This window comes from Sporosarcina luteola (genome assembly GCF_007991495.1).
In the GTDB taxonomy this organism is placed as follows: domain Bacteria; phylum Bacillota; class Bacilli; order Bacillales_A; family Planococcaceae; genus Sporosarcina; species Sporosarcina luteola.
The window spans coordinates 1-20967 of the sequence record NZ_BJYL01000052.1; the positions used below are offsets into that span (position 1 = coordinate 1).

The 20967-nt window shown below is 42.5% G+C and carries 17 protein-coding genes and 2 riboswitches; all 17 genes read right to left on the bottom strand.

What is annotated here, in order from left to right; all coding sequences use genetic code 11:
• A partial coding sequence (locus tag SLU01_RS15965; RefSeq protein WP_147060169.1) for an NUDIX hydrolase occupies window positions 1–810 on the bottom strand: 810 nt, incomplete at its 3' end.
• A gap of 92 nt (window positions 811–902) precedes the next feature.
• Window positions 903–1958, bottom strand: a complete 1056-nt coding sequence (gene nadR, locus SLU01_RS15970; RefSeq protein WP_147060171.1) for a multifunctional transcriptional regulator/nicotinamide-nucleotide adenylyltransferase/ribosylnicotinamide kinase NadR — start codon at window positions 1956–1958, stop codon at window positions 903–905.
• A 29-nt stretch (window positions 1959–1987) separates the two neighbouring features.
• Window positions 1988–2698 (bottom strand): nicotinamide riboside transporter PnuC, encoded by a 711-nt coding sequence (gene pnuC, locus SLU01_RS15975; protein WP_246111022.1) that lies wholly within the window; start codon window positions 2696–2698, stop codon window positions 1988–1990.
• Window positions 2699–2858: 160 nt separating this feature from the next.
• Complete coding sequence (locus SLU01_RS15980; protein WP_147060173.1) at window positions 2859–3662, bottom strand: ABC transporter ATP-binding protein; 804 nt, start codon at window positions 3660–3662, stop codon at window positions 2859–2861.
• Window positions 3662–4699 (bottom strand): FecCD family ABC transporter permease, encoded by a 1038-nt coding sequence (locus tag SLU01_RS15985; protein WP_147060175.1) that lies wholly within the window; start codon window positions 4697–4699, stop codon window positions 3662–3664. Before SLU01_RS15985 ends, SLU01_RS15980 begins: the two co-directional genes overlap by 1 nt.
• On the bottom strand, window positions 4696–5733 hold the full coding sequence (locus SLU01_RS15990) for a FecCD family ABC transporter permease (RefSeq protein ID WP_147060227.1): 1038 nt from the start codon (window positions 5731–5733) through the stop codon (window positions 4696–4698). The genes SLU01_RS15985 and SLU01_RS15990 overlap by 4 nt, the downstream gene beginning before the upstream one ends.
• A complete protein-coding gene (locus SLU01_RS15995; protein WP_147060177.1) occupies window positions 5723–6799 on the bottom strand; it encodes an iron-siderophore ABC transporter substrate-binding protein in 1077 nt (358 codons plus the stop codon). Before SLU01_RS15995 ends, SLU01_RS15990 begins: the two co-directional genes overlap by 11 nt.
• Window positions 6800–6913: 114 nt before the next feature.
• Window positions 6914–7957: an NAD(P)/FAD-dependent oxidoreductase gene (locus tag SLU01_RS16000; RefSeq protein ID WP_147060179.1), complete on the bottom strand. Its 1044-nt coding sequence runs from the start codon at window positions 7955–7957 to the stop codon at window positions 6914–6916.
• Between the two features lie 432 nt (window positions 7958–8389).
• On the bottom strand, window positions 8390–9586 hold the full coding sequence (locus SLU01_RS16005; protein ID WP_147060182.1) for a chromate transporter: 1197 nt from the start codon (window positions 9584–9586) through the stop codon (window positions 8390–8392).
• A gap of 212 nt (window positions 9587–9798) precedes the next feature.
• Entirely contained in the window at window positions 9799–10218 is a 420-nt protein-coding gene (gene arsC / locus SLU01_RS16010; RefSeq protein WP_147060184.1) for an arsenate reductase (thioredoxin), read from the bottom strand.
• 13 nt (window positions 10219–10231) lie between these two features.
• Window positions 10232–11521: an arsenic transporter gene (locus tag SLU01_RS16015; protein ID WP_147060186.1), complete on the bottom strand. Its 1290-nt coding sequence runs from the start codon at window positions 11519–11521 to the stop codon at window positions 10232–10234.
• A 29-nt stretch (window positions 11522–11550) separates the two neighbouring features.
• Window positions 11551–11883: an ArsR/SmtB family transcription factor gene (locus SLU01_RS16020; RefSeq protein ID WP_147060188.1), complete on the bottom strand. Its 333-nt coding sequence runs from the start codon at window positions 11881–11883 to the stop codon at window positions 11551–11553.
• 273 nt (window positions 11884–12156) lie between these two features.
• Window positions 12157–13641: a sodium:solute symporter family protein gene (locus SLU01_RS16025; RefSeq protein ID WP_147060190.1), complete on the bottom strand. Its 1485-nt coding sequence runs from the start codon at window positions 13639–13641 to the stop codon at window positions 12157–12159.
• Window positions 13642–13666: 25 nt separating this feature from the next.
• Window positions 13667–14419 carry an SDR family NAD(P)-dependent oxidoreductase gene (locus SLU01_RS16030; RefSeq protein WP_147060192.1) on the bottom strand — a complete coding sequence of 251 codons (753 nt, stop codon included), beginning with the start codon at window positions 14417–14419 and terminating at the stop codon, window positions 13667–13669.
• Window positions 14420–14430: 11 nt separating this feature from the next.
• Entirely contained in the window at window positions 14431–16158 is a 1728-nt protein-coding gene (locus SLU01_RS16035) for a methyl-accepting chemotaxis protein (protein WP_147060195.1), read from the bottom strand.
• A 97-nt stretch (window positions 16159–16255) separates the two neighbouring features.
• Window positions 16256–16341: riboswitch (cyclic di-GMP riboswitch) on the bottom strand.
• Between the two features lie 408 nt (window positions 16342–16749).
• Window positions 16750–17859, bottom strand: coding sequence for a 5-methyltetrahydropteroyltriglutamate--homocysteine S-methyltransferase (locus SLU01_RS16040; protein WP_147060197.1), 1110 nt, complete (start codon window positions 17857–17859; stop codon window positions 16750–16752).
• An 89-nt stretch (window positions 17860–17948) separates the two neighbouring features.
• Window positions 17949–18048: riboswitch (SAM riboswitch) on the bottom strand.
• 86 nt (window positions 18049–18134) lie between these two features.
• Window positions 18135–20816, bottom strand: a complete 2682-nt coding sequence (locus tag SLU01_RS16045; protein WP_147060199.1) for a DEAD/DEAH box helicase family protein — start codon at window positions 20814–20816, stop codon at window positions 18135–18137.
• Window positions 20817–20967 lie beyond the last annotated feature (151 nt).

A 20967-nucleotide genomic window follows, 5' to 3' on the forward strand; every position in this document is an offset into this window, starting at 1 on the left:
ATGGCGGCGAAACTGTACTTTATTTAGATCTCTGCCCAAAATTACTTCATACACTTGCTGCAAATCCGGCAGTGTGAATTCATTCCCCACCAAATTGAATGCGATATTTGTGTAGTTCACTTTTCCACGCAACCGTTCCAATGAATACAAAATAATTTCCGCATGGTCAAAGGCAATTCCATCCCGCTTTGTTATCGACATTGTCGTTCTAGTATTTGCTCGATCTGTCACCGTGAGTTTTTCTACAGTTGCAGACACCTTGAGCTCCCCGGAAGTCAGCTCCAGCTCAATTTCCTCCGTTCGTCTCCTCATGCCGCTAACCTCTTCATCTCGAATTTCGACTGTCTTTTCCTTTATGGTAAACCACCTTACATCTTCCGCATCGTCCCCCGCTTGCAAAGGCGGTAATTTCTCTTGGTCGACGAGTGCTAAATAGCTGACACTCACAATCCTCATTCGGGGGTCACGGTCTACCGCACTCCACGTGTAAAGCTGTTCAGCATAAACCCCATCTACTCCCGTCTCCTCTTTCAATTCCCGTTGCACAGCCGTATCGAGGTCCTCGTCGATCCCCATAAATCCTCCTGCCAACGCCCAGTCTCCCTTATACGGATGTCCTCCACGCCTGATGAGCAGAAGTTGCAGCTCCTTCTCCGCCTTTTTTCGTTTATCCGCAACCGTTTCCGTTGCCACAGTGAAGATGACCATGTCTGTTGTAATCGATGGCTTTTCATATTTATTCTTCTCTGTTTTTTTATATTGCTCGATAAATTCTTCCTCACTAAGGTTCTGTAAGTATTGCTCTTCCATTGTATTTCCCCCTTCCTGCACTTAGTTGCATTCTATTACTATCCTTCTCTTTTTACAAGAAAAAAAGAAGGGTGCGTTAAACCCCTCCTTCATTATTTCGTAATAAGCTTCGTGATCTGTTCAATCGCCCGATCGAGCCGCTCCTCATAGTTCCCGCTAATTGTTACATATTTAATTCCCCTGTCATCAAACATTTTCTTTAAAATCTCATTTGTCTTTTTCCGCACTTCCGGATCATTAAATGTCCGATACCCATCCGCAACCCACTTCACATCCGGCTCTAAAAACAAGTACAAATCATAATCTTGCGCCTGGATGGCCCCTTCTATGAAATCCAGCTCCTTCCCAAAGTACATTTTGGCGTAATACTGGGATACGACCGCTTCGCTGTCAATGAACAATAGCTTATTTGCCTTCTTGATCTTTTGGTATTCCATATGCTTATGTCCGAACACGATTTCCTTGTAATGCTCTTCGGTCAGCAATGAACTGCCGTCTCCGATTTCCTCACTGACCGTACGACCGTATTCCTCCACATACTCCGTACCAAATAGCAGCGAAAGATTTCGTGTCAGCGTAGACTTCCCGCAAGATTCGACGCCGACAATAGCAATTTTCTTCGTGTAGTACGGCTTCGCTGCTTCGGGGATCATATCCCAATTCGCAAAGACTCCCTCGTTCCGTATTTTCGTCGCACTGATTGGAAAGATCTCGCGGGCTTCATCTATGACGATATGCTTGATATCCTCCCCGTAAATACGCCTAAACCAGTAATCGTATTCACTTTCCGAACTGAAAATATGGGTGATCTTCTCCGGAATTGCCTCAATCATTCTCCGGCCGCCTTCTAACCATAAATACTCCATATCCTCCGAATAAGGATCTTCCACCGCGAGCACCGTTACATTCTGCATATTTTTTGTAGAAGTCATGATCCACTGCTGCCGCCTTTTGAAATCGATATAATCCAGCCCCGCTTCCTCACATAGTTTTCTATCCCGCTCTTCGTGGTAGCTGACGAGCACATAGAGCTTATCTACTTGTGCCGCCGCTTTCGTAATGGCATATAAATGACCTTTATGAAAAGGAATGAACTTTCCTCCGTAATGTCCTACCGTCATTGCTTCTTTTCTTTCAATTCCTGTCATTTTCATCTTCTCCCTTCTCTGTTTTCCATCTATTCATTAACCTTTTGTAACTTCGACAATTTCAACCAGTTCACATAGCCGTACACCGAATTCACAAGGAATGCCGTCCACATAATGACCATATTCCAATCATTACCCCCTGTCTGCACTAACGTTATCACCCACAATGTAATGGTCAGGACATTCACCAAAATCCATATGACCCATTGCTCTGCGTACCGCTGCACCATTAAAATCTGGGCAATGACCGACAGGACGACTGCCATGCTGTCTATCCTCACTTGCTGTGCAGACAATAGCGTCAATAATTCTGCATAGACGAGCGCCCCTACCGCAAATAAGCCGATAACGATTGCCCACCCTTTTAGTGTAAGCCGCTTCACATACACATTTTCTCCTTGTGTCGAGTCTTCCTTTTTCTTGTAATGCTTCATCCACAGCCAGATGCCGATAAACTGCATCGGAAAGTAAAATATCCAGTTCAGCATCGACTCCCCATACAACCCATAACTATAAGCGATATAGCCATAAGTGACCGTCTGCACAATCCCGAAAAAATAGTTGGAGACTTTCCCTTTTGCCACTAACACTACGCACAGCATCCCGGAAATCGAGCTCACCAATCCTAAAAGCGTATCTTCAAACGCAAAATATAGATAAACCGTAATCCCCGTGAAAACTGTCACCCATACTTTTTCAAATAGCGACCACTCCGCCAAATACCCCTTCATCTTTTCCATTTGAAATCTCCTCCTCTTTACTTAGTTTTATTTTGTTACTATCTATTTACACTTAGTATATGTTTGTATCTATGTTTTGTCAACTATAATTAATTGCATGAAAAAAAGCCCACCCGCTACGTTTTTACAACGCCAGGTGTGAGCTCTTTGGTTTGTAAACTTAATCATTTACGTAATAACGGCCTTTCGGAATAACTAAAGGGGTAGCTGATACTGGATCTTGAATAATGACGCTATCTAACTCGAAAACATTTTTTACTAACTCGCTTGTCAGAACATCAGCCGGTTTTCCCTCAGCAATCAGCTTTCCATCCTTTACTGCAAAAATATGGTCTGCATATCGTGCCGACAAATTGATATCGTGTAATACCATAACAATCGTCGTACCATGCTTTTGATTCAAGTTGGTTAATAAATCTAATATTTCCACTTGGTAGGTTATATCTAGAAAGGTGGTAGGTTCATCTAAAAATAAAATATCAGTTTGCTGTGCAAGTGCCATGGCAATCCATACACGCTGTCTTTGTCCACCGGATAGTTCATCGATATCGAGATTGGCAAACTCGATAATATTCATGAACTCCATCGCATCTTCAACGGCTTCATAATCTTTTTTTGTCCATCCACTAAACAAAGTTTGATGCGGAAACCTTCCTCTACCGACTAAATCTGCAACAGTAATACCATCAGGGACTACAGGAGTTTGTGGAAGAATCCCTACAGTGCGCGCCAACTGCTTTGAAGGATATTTATTGATCGCTTTCCCATTGAGCGTTATATCCCCTTCTGTAGGTTTGATGAGCTTGGCCATCGTTTTTAATAGCGTTGATTTCCCACAGCCATTCGCACCGATGATGACACTGATTTTATTTTCCGGAATTTCAAGATCGATTCCGTGGATAATTGTTTTATTCTCATAGCCAGAAACTAGCCCCTCGACTCGAAAAACATGTTTGTTGCTCATTACAATTCTCCTTTTTGGTTCATCCGGATTAGTAAATAAATTAAATATGGTGCTCCGAGCAACCCTGTAATCACCCCTACCGGAAATCTGTATTCAAATGCAAACTGTCCCACCAAATCTGCAAGTAATACGAGATTAGCACCGACTAATCCTGCTGGAAGAATATTTTGCGCACTAGCAGCAACGAGTCTATTCGCAATCGGTCCTGCTAAAAACGATACAAAGGCAATCGGGCCAGTCGTTGCAGTAGCAATTGAAATCAAAAACACAGAGCTTACGATTAAAATGACTCTCGTCTTATCTATAGATACTCCAAGGGACATTGCCATCTGATCGCCTAACTCCAGCATGCTGAGCTGTTTGCCAAAAGCTATGATGATTGGAGTAAGTATTGCTGTAATGATAATCAACGGAATAACATCACTCATTTTCGAACCATTTAAGCTCCCGCTTAACCATCTAAGCGCTCCTGCAATATCTTGTTGGGAACTTTTGATTATCAAATAAGAAATGACAGCATCCAACATCGCCTGCATACCAATCCCAATGATGATTAAACGACCAATCGAAAAGGATTGAGAACGAGATAAAAGATACATCACAGTTACGGTAATCAATCCTCCAATGATTGCCGCAATAGATACAACCGTATTACTTGAATGTAAAACGGTAATGCAAAATACAGCAGCTACACTGGAGCCGGATGTAATGCCTAAAATATTTGGATTCGCCAATGGATTGCGCAGCATTGTTTGAAAAATATAACCTGCCACACCAAAAGCAAACCCTGCAAATAAACCTGTCACCATGCGTGGAAGACGGATCGTGTTGACTGCAAAATTAGCCCCTGCTATCTCTTCTCCCATTAAGGAACGAATGATCACTTCTACCGGATAAATCGTATTCCCTAATAAGAGCATGGCACAACAAAGAATAAATAATAGGACGATTAGCAAGGAAGTAACAATGAGCCAGCGCCTTCTTCTTTGACGTCTGCCTTTTACAATAAAACCCACTTCACTAGTATGATGTCTCATAATGACCTTACCTTCGATTTCTTAGCTAATAGAATAAGGATGGGCGCGCCAATAAACGCTGTAATAATCCCCACTTCGAGTTCACCGGGACTTCCAATCAATCTTCCAGCCACATCAGAAAATGTTAAAATGATTGCTCCTGCCAGTGCTGATAGAGGGATTAAAAAACGCAAATCCGAGCCGACAAGTAAACGCATGCTATGGGTCGCCAAAAGGCCGATAAATCCGATTGGACCCGCCAATGCTGTCGTCACCCCGCATAAAATCACGCCTGCACCAATCGCGAACGCCCGAAGTAAACCGGGCCGCACGCCAAGACCAGTCGCAACATCATCACCTAATGCCAATGCATTTAACGCTGGCGCTGAGATAAACGCAATCATTATTCCGACGATCAAGAATGGGATGAAAATAATGATCGACTGCCATGATCCCGAGCCGACACTGCCTACTTGCCAAAATCTAAATTGGTCCATCGCATATAGATTCGGAATCATAATTGCAGTTACAAGTGAAGAAAGAGCTGCACTAGTTGCAGCTCCTGCGAGTACTAATTTAATCGGGGTTGCGCCCCCACGGCCCATCGAACCTATTCCGAATACGAAAACCGCTGTTATTGAAGCTCCGATCAAAGCAAGCCAAATATATTGCCCGGCCGTAGAAATCTGGAAAAATGAAATGCCGGCTACTACAAATAAGGCCGCGCCCGTATTCACGCCTAAAATACTCGGATCCGCCAACGGATTACGGGTCACAGTTTGCATCAGTACACCTGAGATTGCCAGGGCAGCACCACAGCATAACCCAAACACAGTACGCGAAATTCGTTTCTGGACTACGTTTGCGCCATATGAATCTACGTTTTGAAAGCTAAGCCCATCCATTAATTCTTGGTAACTGACCACTCTGGCTCCCAATACGAGAGAAGCAATGACCGTAACGATTAATAAAATGAAGCCCGCTAGTAAAATAATTGAGAAATGCTTTGGAACATGTCTATCATTTTTATCTAATGGGGAAGAATCACTTTTCAATTTTATCAATTGCCCCACCAATTAACTCTAAATATTCATCAATTGTATAAGCAATTGAAAGTGGGTTTGGAGTTCCTGCTGCCACTAAAGGCGTATCACTTGTAATGAACGCAACCGAACCTCTTTCAACTGCTGGAATTTTACCTAAAACCGGATCTTTTTTAATCGTTTCATAAAGCTCATCATCCCCATAGCCAACTAATAAATCCGCATCAAATAACGCTTCCACATTTTCGGCACTCAACTTCAACGAGTAGCTATTCGGATCTGTAATCAAAGAAGAAACACTTTCAGGATAAGTCATACCCAACTCTTCTAAGAAGGCTACACGTGAATCGATTGGCGTATACAGATGCAATTGGGACAAGTCTTTTGCCGAGAAGTTCACCCACACTACTTTTTTACCGTCGATTTGCGGGTATGCTTTTACTTTCTCTGCGATTAAGTTCTCTGTGTCTTTTATTAACTGTTCTCCCTCTTCTTTCATGCCCATCCCTGCAGCATTATATTCGACTTGCTCGCGCCATGTAGTTGCCCATGGTGCAGTTGGGTAAGCGATAACTGGAGCAATTTTTTTCAATGTCTCATAATCTTCAGCTGTAATACCAGAGTATGCCGCTAAAATCACATCCGGACTGGCATCCGCGATTGCTTCGAAATCCAAGCCATCTGTATCCTGAAAGACGTTCGGATCAGTCACTCCAAGCTCATCCAGCTTTTCTTTCGTCCATGGCAATAAACCGCTGTCGTCTTGAACCCCAAAGTTTGCAGCCGAAAAACCAACAGGTACAACACCTAATGCTAAAGCTACATCATGGTTTGCCCATTGAATTGTAACAATTCGTTCCGGTTTGCTTTCGATAACTTCCTCGCCTAAAGCATGTGTAACCGTAATTGGATATTCTGCATCTGTTTCAGTTCCCGATTCGGTTTGTTCCTTTTCTGAAGAAGCAGGCTCTTTTGTTTCACCCTCTTCTTTTGAAGATTGGCTAGAGCAGCCTGCTAATGAAAGAGCCGCCACTACCATCAGTGTTAGCAGTAGTATAAAATGTTTTTTAGTTTTCATATGAAACCCTTCCTATTCTAAAAGTGATGACGTATAGTAGTTGATTGTTCAATTTCGGTGGGAGCTTTCATCCCTTCTATTTCACGGTAATCAGACTTGCTTTTTTGTAAGCGATCATTTATTACCCCCCGTGAATACTTCTTCTAAAATCTCTTTATTCATCTCGTTAAATTTCTCATTATGCGAAGAAACCATTGCATATTGATCGGCTTGTGGATCAATAAACATTTTTGCTTTATTCACAGCAAGCACTGCGTCTTGGAAAGTACCAACTAGTAGACCTACTTTGTCGTCATACGTAATAATGTCACCAGCCCCAAAAATACCGGGGACAGATGTTGCGCACTGTCCTTGACTAACTAAGTAATAATCATCTTTTCTTTTCGGTTCTATGCTATCAGCAAACGTTAATGATTTTTCACGATTATAACCGTGGCTGATTAACACATCATCCACTTCGAATTGATACGTCTCCCCGTTCTGTGAAATGATAACTTGTTCAATGACTGTATCATCAGTACCAGAAACGAAGGATTGAATTTCCGCGTTCAGCAAAATCGGTACACGATGTTGATTTAGTTTTTCCACCTGTGCTTCGTGGGCCGTTAACTGCTCATTGCGATAAACAACAATAACTTCCCTTGCCGTCCTTAGCAGTTCTACCGCCCAGTCAATCGCTCCATTTCCACCGCCAGATATAAGAACTCTTTTATTACGGAAGCGCTGCATTCCTAAAATCGTATAATGCAAGTTGGTCAGCTCATACTTTTCAGCCTCATCCACTTCTAATTTAATGGGATTTAAAATACCTCCTCCTACTGCAACAATAATAGTTTTGGAGTAATGGACATCTCCCGAATTCGTTGATATGGCAAAAATATCGCCTTGCTTCTCTATTTGCTCCACTTTCGTATTTACATAGACTGTCGGCATAAAGATCATCGCCTGGTTTATTAAATTTTGAGCAAATACTTGGGCTTGTACTGGCGGAAGGCCACCAACATCCCATACGACCTTCTCTGGATAAACATTCACTTTGCCGCCAAGAACAGGTTGAACCTCGATAATTTTAGTCTTCAGATTACGCAAGCCGCTGTAAAAAGTACTATATAATCCTGCAGGACCGCCACCAACTATTGTCACATCAAACAACTCCACATTATCCCCCCTACATTATCAATCTACTGTCACACTGATAATCGTTCTCAGTATATTCGATTGTATTGATAATGATTATCATTGTCAATCATTATTTGAACTGCATTATTGATTGCTTTATAGGGTATCGGCGTTTTGTTAAATTTTCTATTTTTTAATATGTTATTTTTTCACAAAGTCAATTAAAAGAGGAGCGTCCCGATTAATCAGTTTTCACTGACCTTCCGGTACGCTCCTACAATAAACACACTTATAATGTCATAATCGCAACTTTTCTATTCGCTTACATTCCAATCCCTTTCCCTGTTTAGAAGAATCCATATCGGATTCTACTACTACTCGGAAAATATCTTTAAACTCTTCAAGATCTTATGAAAAACAGGCTAAGCTTGGACGCTCACAACTTAGAATATACATCATTCACTGCAAAAATCATGGTAAATATGATATAAGTAGCCCTCCAAAGGCCCCTGTTAATACGATAACCCACGGCGGGAGTTTCCAAAACACTAGCATACTAAATAAAATCGAGGCAAAGGCAAAATCAATAGGTTCTATTATTGAGCTAGTCCAAATTGGATTGTAAAAGGCAGAAAGTAAAATTCCCACCACTGCTGCATTTACCCCCATTATTGCCCCTTTAATTTTAGGATTGTTTCGCAAACTATCCCAAAATGGCAATGCACCCAAAATCAGAAGGAAAGCAGGTAGGAATACAGCGATCGTTGCGATTACCCCACCTTGCCACCCTTTCATGACAGCACCTAGATAAGCGGCAAAAGTGAATAGAGGACCTGGCACTGCTTGAGTGGCACCGTAACCTGCCAAGAATGCTTCTTCACTCAACCAACCATTCGGTACAAATTCTTGTTCCAATAAAGGTAAAACGACATGACCACCACCAAAAACTAAAGAACCTGATCGATAAAAGCTATCAAACATAGCGATCCAATAAGATCCTGTAGCCTCTCGAATGATTGGCAAAAAAATCAGCAAACCGAAGAATAACAGTAAACAGATTGCGGAAAAGCTTTTGGCAATCGGGAATTGCGAACTAACTTCTTCATTTTGCTCGTATTGTCGATATAAAAGAAACCCTAAAAGTGCAGCTATCAAAATGACGCCTACTTGCGTAAAAGCGGATTGCCAAAGAAGGGTGCCGATCAGAGCTAATAAAGCAATGGCTTTCCTTTTTAAATCAGGAGCTAAATTCTTTGCCATACCCATTATGGCATGCGCAACTACTGCTACCGCTACAATCTTCAAGCCATGTATCCATCCGGCATTGCTTATATCAAATCCCGTGAGCAGTAAGGCAAAAAGGATTAGGGCAATAACTGAAGGCAGCGTAAACCCTATAAAAGAAGTGATCCCACCTAGCACCCCCGCCCGCATAACGCCTATGCCGATTCCTACTTGACTACTCGCTGGACCAGGTAAGAATTGTGCCAAGGCAACTAAATCAGCATAACTTTTTTCATCCATCCACTTTCTTCTGCGTACGTATTCTTCATGAAAATACCCTAAGTGAGCAGTCGGTCCACCAAAGGAGGTCAACCCTAGTTTTGTTGAAACTAAAAAGATCTCCAATAGTGATTTAATTCCCCCAGTGGGTTTAGTTTGTTTCATTAGTATCTCCTTTTACTCTATAACTTTCGCAAGGTTCATATGTTTTTCCCCGTATGTCTACCATATCAACTTATTCCTTATTCTCCAGAACTAAATAAGAAAATTTACATATTCTTAATATTTCAGCTTCCAAAACCAGAGCTTTACAAGTGCGCGGCTCTTTATTTCCACAATAAAATACCGAAGGACAAATCATACCCTTCGGTGTTCTCCTATTGCCCCTCTTCTGCAAACCTTTTAATTCTTTGTTCAATCTGATCCCTTACCCTCTGAAAAACAGTCCATTTCTCTTCTTCTGTACCTTCCGCTTTCGCTGGATCATCAAAGCCCCAATGCCATCTTGTAACGTTTGGAGGTGTCATTGGGCAGTTATCGTTAGCATCACCGCATAATGTAATTATAAGGTCTGTTTGGTTTAATATATCCGAGTCAATAATATCCGAAGTTTGAGTAGTTATATCAACACCTACTTCTTTCATTGCTTTGACAGCGTTAGGATTTAAACCGTGTGCTTCAATCCCCGCCGAGTAGACATCGTAATACGCACTTAAATATTTCTTCCCAAAACCTTCGGCCATTTGGCTTCTACATGAATTCCCTGTACATAAAAAGTAGGCTGTTTTTTTAGCCATGATCATTCCCCTTTTACAAAATAGTAAGCGTCAGGTAAAGACCCACTAATGTGATAAACAAGATTGGAAGCGTCAGTAGGATACCTGTTTTGAAATAAGTCCCCCATGAAATTTTAATCCCTTTTTGAGATAAAACATGAAGCCATACCAAAGTTGCAAGAGAACCGATTGGGGTTATTTTGGGACCTAAATCAGATCCAACGACATTTGCATAAATAAGTGCTTCTCGAATGACACCTGTTGTATCAGTTTCAGCAATAGCCAAGGCATCAATCATAACCGTTGGCAAATTGTTCATGATCGATGATAAAAAAGCTGCGATGAAGCCCATTGCTATTGTAGCGATAAATAATCCTTGTTCTGCTGTCGCTTGAATAACAGTAGCCAATGCCTCTGTAAGACCTGCGTTCCCTAATCCATAAACGACAACATACATGCCGATTGAAAAAAACACGATACTCCACGGTGCCCCTTTAATAACTGTTTTCGTATTTACTACGCTGCTGCTTCTTGCCATAAGGATAAAGAATATCGCTATCACACCTGCCACAATCGAAACAGGAAGATCAACAAACTCACTTACAAAATAACCAACAACCAATAACCCAAGAACATACCATGATAACCGGAACATCCTATGATCCCTTATGGCATCTTCAGGTTTACTCAATTTGGAAGCATCATACGATTTCGGAATATCTTTTCGGAAGTAAATTAATAGTACAGTGATTGTTGCAACGAGGGAGAAGATGTTTGGAATGATCATTCTGGATGCATACTCCACAAAACCAATACCGAAGAAATCGGCTGAAACGATATTCACCAAGTTACTTACGACGAATGGCAGCGACGTGGTATCTGCAATAAATCCGCTCGCCATGATAAAGGGAAAGATCATTTTTTCCTTGAAATTCAAATTACGTACCATTGCCAGTACAATAGGTGTAAGTATTAACGCCGCCCCGTCATTTGCAAATAAAGCAGCCACGATTGCACCTAAAATACTTATATAGATAAACATTTTTATGCCATTGCCTTTTGCAATTCTCGCCATATGGAGGGCTGCCCATTCAAACAACCCGATTTCATCGAGGATCAAAGATATAAGAATGATGGCAACAAAAGCCAATGTTGCATTCCAAACAATTTCTGTCACTGCAATTACATCATCAAACCCAACTACCCCTACTAGTAAGGCGAGGATGGCTCCACCAATTGCTGACCATCCAATCGACAACCCTTTAGGCTGCCAAATAACTAAAATAAGTGTTAATAAAAAGATTGCAACAGCCCAAAAAACCAAAATAAAGCACCTCTCTTTTTCACCAAAGATTATTCACATAGAACTCTTTTTCCCTCAACAACGAGTGATTGGATATTTTCCTCCTTTGCAGGCAGCATGCTAACCAAATGGAGAATTAATGTATAAAACTCATGCTTTTTATTAAGGGAATAGAAACTCCATTTCCCCCTTCTTTCTTCCAAAACAATATCAACCTCTCGCAATCTTTTTAAATGCTGGCTGATGGATGGCTGGCTCATTTGAAGAAGCTCAACTAATTCACAAACGCAGAAAGAATCCCGAGTCAAATAGGAGATGATTTTCAACCTCGTTTCTTCTCCCATTGCTTTTAATATTTGCTCAGCATTTGAATAACTAAACATGAAATTCACCGCCTTTAGATAATAAAGAGTTTATATCTATAAAACACAGGAAATTGTTAAATGGACATTAAAGCCAATTAGTATAGGATAATTATATAAGCAAATACTTATATAATCAATTGTTTATGTGACTCCCTAAAAACAAGTATAATCGGTTCTTGCGCCCTCTTCGTGCAAGCAGTTGTATTCCAACCAAAGAAAACGGAAAGATAAATATGGAATTTCAAAAATCCACTTAAGCCCCATAGGCCTAAGTGGATTTTTTACATGCTATTAAACATTCAATTCTTCTTTACTTCCTACATCATCCAATGACTTATCTCTTCCAACCTTATGCATGTCCAACACATGTTGGGATGGCGGGATTAGGAAGCTTAGTACAATAATTGTCACACCTGAAACGATGACACCGGAGAAGACTGGCATATGCCATAATTCATCCAACAAGCCGATAAATCCTTCAGAAGTCGTCGTTGGTCCTGGCACACCAGTTATAGATGTAACGATGTAGTAGATAAGCCCGACGGTAATGCTTGCCCAGACGGCTGGTGTGCTCACCCGTTTCCAGAATGGACCTAATACGATTGGCCAGAACAGCGTAACGAAGACAATGTCCCATGCTAGGTAAGCCAAATCGATTACCTTCTGAGCACCGATTGCCAACACTAAACCTAGCGCAGCGCTTAGCAAGATAACACTTCTTGAAATGAACAACAGCTTCTTCGGATCAGGATTTTTATTGATAAAATCCAAGTATATGTTTTTCGTCATGATTCCTGAAGTTGCCACATAACAAGCTGCTACAGTCGACATTCCCATCGCTGCCATCGCAGTTAAGAAGATTGCTGCTAAGATCGGTGGGAAATACCCTTGCGCAAAAGCAAGCATTAACGTTTCCGGATTGGAGCTGTTCGGGTAGATCGACTTGAACGCTTCCCCTAACATGCCCGGAATCCAGCTAATCGCAATAACAATGGAACCTGCGATGATCATACTCTTCTGGGCAACACGCGGGCTTTTCGCTGCCGCAACCCTTTGCCCTAAATCGACAGCAGGTATGTCTCCTAACGCTAATACTAAGTACAGCGTCCAGAACTCTACCCCGCCTCTGTTCAATAATTCACTAATATTCCACCATTCCGGATTGAACGTAACATCCGGATAATAAAAGAAAATGAAAATCGAAATTCCCAAAATACCAGCAATGGCAAGTGCACCTTGCACAATTTCCGTATAAGCAACCGCCCATAAACCACCAATAACAGAGTACAATGCTGTCAACGACACGAACAGTATGGCAGCTGGAATGAAGTCAATTTGGAAAAGCTGCTGGATAATATATGTGCCACCTACTGTCAATGCTGCAGCGTTAAATACACCGAAAGCGACAGCCATGACGATGCCGGTATACGCGCCTAACTTTTTGCTGCCATAACGTAATCCGTAATAATCGGCCAACGTCCAGCCTCTTAATCTTCTAAGCGGTTTCGTCCAAATGAGCGCGCCTAAGATCATACATGTGCCGAGGCCTCCCATTGTCGCAGAGCCTTCGAAACCGCCGCTCGTATAGCCCGAACCGATTGCTGCGAAGAAAAATGGAGCCGCCAGCATGGCAGCTACCAAGCTGCCTGTCACGACAGGCAGCGGCATGCTCCATCCTGCTACGATCAAATCTTCGGCCGTATTGACTCGTTTATAGCCTTTGTAACCAATATAGTAAATAAAAATCAAATACAATCCAAATACAACAATATTCATCGTTCTAATTGCTCCCGTCTTTTTCTTAGCCGTTCATGACGACGCCGCCATTTGGCGTTAAAATTTGTCCAGTATAGAAGTTTGCGTTGTCCGAAGCTAAAAACAAGACACTCTTTGCAATTTCCTCTGGTTGAGCCAACCGTTTCAACGGGTATTTGGCAGATTCTTCTTCGACATAATTGTCTCCGAATGCGCTTAAGATATTTGTATGTGTACCGCTTGGCGCTACTGCGTTCACCAAAATATTCGGAGCCAATTCACGCGCTAATGCTTTTGTAAAAGCGTTGATGCCGCCTTTCGCAGCTGAATAATGGGTGAACTCTTCGCATCCTAAACTTCCGATATCAGAAGAGATATTAATGATTTTTCCTTTGTTTTGCTGCTTCATTCTTTTTGCCGCTTCACGGCTGTTATTAAAACAGCCGTAAAGATGGACTTTGATCATCCGATCCCATTGCTCATCCGTCATCTCCGTAATCGGAGCTTCTTGCGCAAATCCTGCGTTATTCACCAAAATATCAATGCCGCCAAGCTGTTCATCCATATATGCATACATATCGCGGACTTGGCCTGAATCCGATACATCCGCAAGATACGTCAATGCACGAACACTGTGTTTTTCGGCCTCTAGGCGAGTTTGCTCGGCAATTTCTTGATCACCGATATAATTAATCAAAACGTTTGCTCCGTTCTCAGCAAATTGGAGGGCAATCGCTTTTCCGATCCCCATACTTGCGCCTGTTACTAGCACGTTTTTTCCTTCAAGACCTAAGTTCATTTCATTTCACCTCATAATTCAAATCGCTTGATCAATGACTGTAATTCTTCTGACGTTTTGTCCAATGACTCAGAAGCCTCGATTACTTCTTGCATTGATCTTAACTGCTCTTCCGTTAGTTTCGAAACGTTCATAGAGAACTCCACCGATTGCTGTGATGCTGTCTTCATATTATTAACTGATGCCGCCACCTCTTCTGAAGAAGCGGAAATTTCCTGTGAAGCCGCAGAAATTTCTTGGATTTGACCTGCAACTTGCTCTGCAGAATCGACAATCTCTTGGAAGATATCTCCGGCTTTCGCTGTTTGGTCCAATCCAATACGCACATTCTCTTTCCCTTTTTCCATTACTAACAGAGATTCATTTGAATTGGATTGGATATGATTAATGAGCTTATAAATTTCGGAAGCTGAATGAGCAGATTGCTCCGCCAATTTCTTTACTTCCCCCGCAACAACGGCGAAACCTTTTCCATGCTCACCCGCTCTTGCCGCCTCAATCGCCGCATTCAATGCCAATAAATTGGTTTGTTCTGCAATTTCTGTGATGAAATCGACAATGTTTCCAATACGATTAGAGTTTTCATTCAACCCTTGAATCGTCGCATCAATCTGGCTGACGGATTCATCGATCAACTGCATTTGGTCAATGACTTGTTGAATCACTTCATTGCCTTCTTTTGCAGCAGTGGAAGTGAAATAAGAGGATTCGGATACAGTATGAGCAGACTCTGCAATCCGTTGAATGCTCGTTGCAGATTCTTCCATAGCAGAGGCTGTCTCTACCGTCATGACCATTGTCGTTTCTGCGTTTTTCGCAAGATGATCGATTTCATTTGAAACATTCGTTGCATTGCGATAAGATTCCTCTGCAGTTGCCGTCAGTTGTGTCGCAGAGGATGCAACGTTGTTTGACGTATTACGGATATTTAAAATGATGTGTTGTAAATTGGACACCATCTCTTTAATGGAGCCGGACAGTTTTCCAACTTCATCTTTTGATTCATCCAATTCCACGTCACGCAAATCGCCGCCTGCTACTTGATTGGCAATGACGACCGCTTTGTTTAACGGGCTGAGTAACCGGATAATTGTAAAGAATAGAACTGCAAACAAGATGACGAGACCGATAATTGCGATGACAATTTGTTTCGTTACGTTTTTCTGAAGAATTGCTTGGATGTAGTCAGCCGAATAGTCGATACCTAGGACAGCAATCGTATTGCCATTCTCGTCTTTGATTGGACTGAAAACAGTTCTCCATGATCCGAAAGTATCTTCAAAAATGCTTGTCACTTCCGAACGGTCATTTTCAATCGCAAGCTTTGCTGCAGTCATATGAACAGGGGCAATATCAGTGAACAACTCACCGACGTTATAGACATCTCCCAAATTAGTTGTATAGCCGACAGGATTGACTCCGCCATCTTCCATCTTCCAGATATAGCTCCAAAACATGATCCCTTGCTCGTCCAAAATATAGTCCAGGTTATTTTGTACTTTCACAAAGTTCGGATCTGATTCCCCTTTTGCATCAAACAACTTTTCTACCTCTTTCGAATCAAGCTGCATTGCTGTCAAGAGACCAACGCTTTTAAGCTCTTGTTCAAGATCGCCTTCTAGCTGGTTTTTCAACTGTGAAATGCTTTGTGTAGTCGTCACGGCAAATAATGCAATGACAATCGCAAATACGGTAAGCAACAGTTTGAATTTAAGCGGAATATTTTTTAACACACGCATGTTTTCCTTTTCCTCCTACTAATGAATAGTTTTTACACATAAAAAAAGCCTGTTTCAAATTAGAAATAGGCAAATTAAAAACCAGAATAACATCTAGTTTCACGGCTCAGCCATCATAGCAATAATCGCTTTAGACCTGGAGCTTTGCGTCCCTCTCTTTCGAAAAGTTTGCCAACTATATTACTTAAAAATCATAACATAGACTTTCATGGTCATCAATACAAAGTCCTGTTTTTAACATAATTAATTTATTACATTTATTACTTTTGAATTACTGCCATATAGGAATATTGACTACTCGCGCTATATGTTAATCTTACGATGGGCAACCGGCAAATAAGTATTGCCGCCTAGCTCTATTACCAATTTTACTCCATTAGCGGATCCCCTTTTATCTCTATTTGCTTAAACTAAGTACGCTCGATCCCGCTTTTTCCCGCTTGAAATAGATACCGATCTCGTGAAGTTCTTTAGCCGCTTGATGTTCTATATGATCCCCTTTAACCCAGGCATACGCACCATATAAAAAAAGCGAAGGTCCCCGTAAGAGTGTTTCTCAAACGGTCCCTTCGCTTATCTTACTTTCTTTACTTAACCCCAAATCTCTTTTGACAAATCTACAATGTACTTCAACTTCTTCCACTGTTCTTCCTCTGTCAATTGATTTCCATGATGCGTTGAAGCGAATCCGCATTGTGGGCTTAGGCAAATTTTTTCAAGTGGAATAAATTTCGTCGCTTCTTCGATCCGCGATTTAACCAGCTCTTTATCTTCAAGTTCCCCACTCTTAGATGTAATTACACCCAAAACGACCTTAGCTCCGCTTTTTTGAATATGTTGAAGTGGTTCGAAGCCGCCTGAGCGATGATCGTCATACTCTAGGAAAAATCCGTCCACTTTTTCTTTTGCCAAAAACTTTTCTGCAATTAGATCGTAGCTGCCTTCAAATGCCCAGTTGGATCGGTAATTTCCACGGCATAAATGAGTGGTCACAAACAGGTCCTCAGGTTTTCCTTCTAACACTCCATTGACGACACGAAGCGCAAGGTCAATTAAATACTCTCTCGAATATTCGCCATCATTAAATGGAATATCTGGTGAAGAAAGGCCGGCCATATACACATCATCCAATTGTAAATAGCGAACGCCTGCGTCATAGAAAGCTTTTAGTGCGTCACGATATGTCTGGATAATATCCTTTGCATAGTCTTCAATATCCGGGTATATAGTTTCATCTCGTATCCCGATGTTGAACAATTGATTCGGGCTTGGAATTGTTTGTTTTGCAACTGCACGTCCGTTAACAATTCCATTAAACTCGACAAAGTCTTTAACATGCGGATGGTCAGGATCAAAAGAAATTTTACCGACGTTACGAATATTATAGCGTTCCGTTTCTTCATCGCTGCTAAAAATATAGCCTTGTTCTGGTACATATCCTTCAATTCCGTTTAAATGCTCAAGGAAATCCGTATGCCAAAAACGACGTCTGAACTCTCCGTCTGTCACAAGCTCCAAGCCGACCTCGATTTGTTTATCAACGATTCTGGTAATTTCAGCTGTTTCTACGTCGCGAAGCTGCTCAGCTGTAATTTCACCCTCTGCAAACAACTTTCTTGCCTCATGCAGTCTTTCCGGTCTCAATAAACTGCCTACATGGTCCGCCCTGAATGGTGCCGTTTTCGTCATTGTTTTTGTCATTGCTACTTTCCCCTTTTCTTATTATTTCTTAATAAGGAAAAAACCCTTCCTATAAATAAGAAGAGTTCAGCAATAGTCGGCGTCCACTCTTCTTATCTCCAAGCTTTCGCTACTGGAATTAGCACAGTTCTATACAAGTCTGTTGCTGAGGCATCATCGGGCCAGTCCCTACACCTCTCTGGATAAGAAAGTCGCTTATTAAGTTATTCAACACTCTACATGTGGACGAATCGAATGTCAAGTATATTTCGATAGTTTTTAGTTTTGTATACTTCTTATCGCCATCCGCTGATCCGGTCCGCTTTTTTTACAAATGCTGCGGACAAGGCATTCATTCGCACACGAAGGAGGTTTTTTCTTCCCTCGATCGTACGTGTATAAATAAGTTCGCAATCCCCTAGGCGCTTTTCACATTCTGCATGGAAAAATTGGGCATACTCTTTTTTCCTAGCAATTTCATGGGGAATGGCATGGACGTCTTTTCGTTTCAGCAAGCTGCCTGCACGGCGGTTGATGAGATATCTAGGATTTTCAATCGGTGCGATGAACTCTTGCAAGGCGCCCATAAACACGTTCTTCTCATGTGTCGTCCCTTCCGTAAGCCAGCATGTATAGGCACCCATCCGGTCCGCGGTCACATGGATCATGCCTTCCGTGTAAGGCGTGTGCACGGCTTTGGCATGATGGAGTGACAAGTAGATCGCCTTTCCAATTTCCGCCATGCTGGATTCGACAGAAGGATGCTTCATGTATAACCTCACAACCTTGAGAACGGATGGAAGGCCGAATGCCATCCCTACAATCAATCCTAGCCATAACCCGCCCCCTACCGGAACGTCCCGAAAATTCATAAAAAAACGGACCGCGTCAAACATCTCCCCTAAAAGTGTGAACCCGGCTATGTAGGACAAGGCTTTCAATGAATGAGGCAAATAAAAAGGCCGTGGCAGCGAACGTCTTTCCGTACTAAGTTCCTCTTCCATTTCCCGTCCTTTGTCAATTGCGCGCTGCCATCTTTCAACTAACCGATCTCGTTCCAATGCTCTCTCGTAAGTCCGTTCATTGAGCATCTTGATTTTTCGTGGCGTATAAGGTGATTCCTCAAGATTCAGCCTCGACATCCCACTCTCAATCACGTCCTCTTTCTCACTCACCCCAACAAGTGATCGGAAACGGCGGGACAGTAATGCATAATCATGCCCCGGGTCTGCCACGTCACGGTCCACACATACGAGATGCCAGATGGATGAGGTCTTGCCAGGATTATTCCCGTCCACCCGGATGGCTCTTCCACGCATCTGATTCGATTGCATGAACGAGCCAACATAGGAAGCGATGATCAGTGAGTTGATACAAGGCGCATCCCATCCCTCCCCGAGCAAGGCCGCTGTTCCGATTAAGACGTGAAGGTCACCCGATGAAAACACCTCTGTCAGGACGGCAACCATTTTTTGACGATTTCCGGCTGTCAGTTCGGCACGGATATACGAAGCATCATGCGCTAACACTTTCCACTCAATCTCAATTCCCTGACGTTTTGAAACTTCCTGCGCAAGCCTTTGTTCACTTTTCGGCAGAATGACTAGTGATCCTGTTAGAATTCCTGCTTTCACATGAAGGCCGTCCTCCCGCCGGATTTTCTCAAAGATGGGCACAACTCCAATGCGCCGAAGCGGCAATTCATCACCTGAACTAGCGGGCAAATCCTCAAGATGGATATAATCGGCCAAGATGACCATTCGCAGCTTCTCTTGCAGCAGCTGTTTCTCAAATTTCACAATCTCACAAATGCCCGCCAGTTTGGAGATACTATGCGTAAGCTTCCGATTCATTTGTGCCGTGGAAAGCAGCTTGATGCTTCTTCGCTCGATTGCTCCTATTTGCGACAGCTGGAGTTTAATCCGCTTTCGCAAATTGTCTGTATCCGTCACCCTTTCATCAGTGAACAAAATTCCCGTTAATAGTTCCTCAAGCCATTCGTATGTAAACGGCGGCAGTGTGTGCTCGGGCATTCCCAAAATAGACATTGCCCCTTTGCAGTGTTCACTGCCCACCTGCTTAAGAAAAATTAACATGCTTGAAAAATAGGCGGGCTGATCAAGTATTTCTTTTATGTACTCCCTGGAATCTGTCAGCCACGGGTGGTTTTCGAGCAGTTCCTGTAGATATCCATCGGCAAAAAGTGCTTGGACGAATTGATCTGCCTCTTCTCGAAAGCGTAGAATCATTTGCAGCTCTTCCCCTTCAGGCGACGAGAAGTGGACATAATCCTGGTGCGGACAGAGCTCATTCTCCTTTACCAGTTCAGGAACACTTATCTCAAGATCGATAGGCCCGCATAGTTCCACATACCGCTCCCATTCCAGAGCGGACACGTCGAATGGCGGTGTAGCCGTCAAGGCGACTACATGGATATCTTGTAAAGAATTCCGGAGAGTCATCATCGACTTCCACCAAGCCGTGCGCAAATGATGCGCTTCATCCAAAATAAGTGTACCGAAGCCGAACTCAGTAAGATTCCGTCGGATACCGATTTTATCCGATTTCACAGTTTCCTGATCTGTTTCAAGCTCCTGATCATCTCCGGCTTCCCCTTCAACGTCGTCGGGATTGCTGGCTTCTTGATAGACGCCATGCAACGCCTGATAGGTCGTCACCGTAATGAAATTCGGTTGCGTAATATCCATCGATAACCATTCAGGCTGCTTCCCTTCCAGGAATAATTCAGTGAAGCGTTCTTTCCATTGCTGTTTGATCGCAAGTGTCGGCGCGACGATCAATGTCGGTTTATCAAGACGCAGCATAACCTCCAGCCCAAGAACTGTCTTCCCTGATCCGGGAGGCGCCACGAGGTGAAGATGCCTGTTCGCCAGATGATCGTCCAATTCCCGAAGAATACGAGCCTGATACGACCGCCACTTATAACAGAACGCTATCCCTTCCGGAAATCTCTTCATCTGCCAGTCTCCCTTTTTCACTCGGTTTTTATTTGGATAAAAGATCGTATACATAAAGTATATAGATTTAGTCAGAACTCAACCACCCAAGAAACTCCTATCGCTTTCATAGTAAAACGTTGTTATCCCTCTCCAATAAAATCATGTGTAC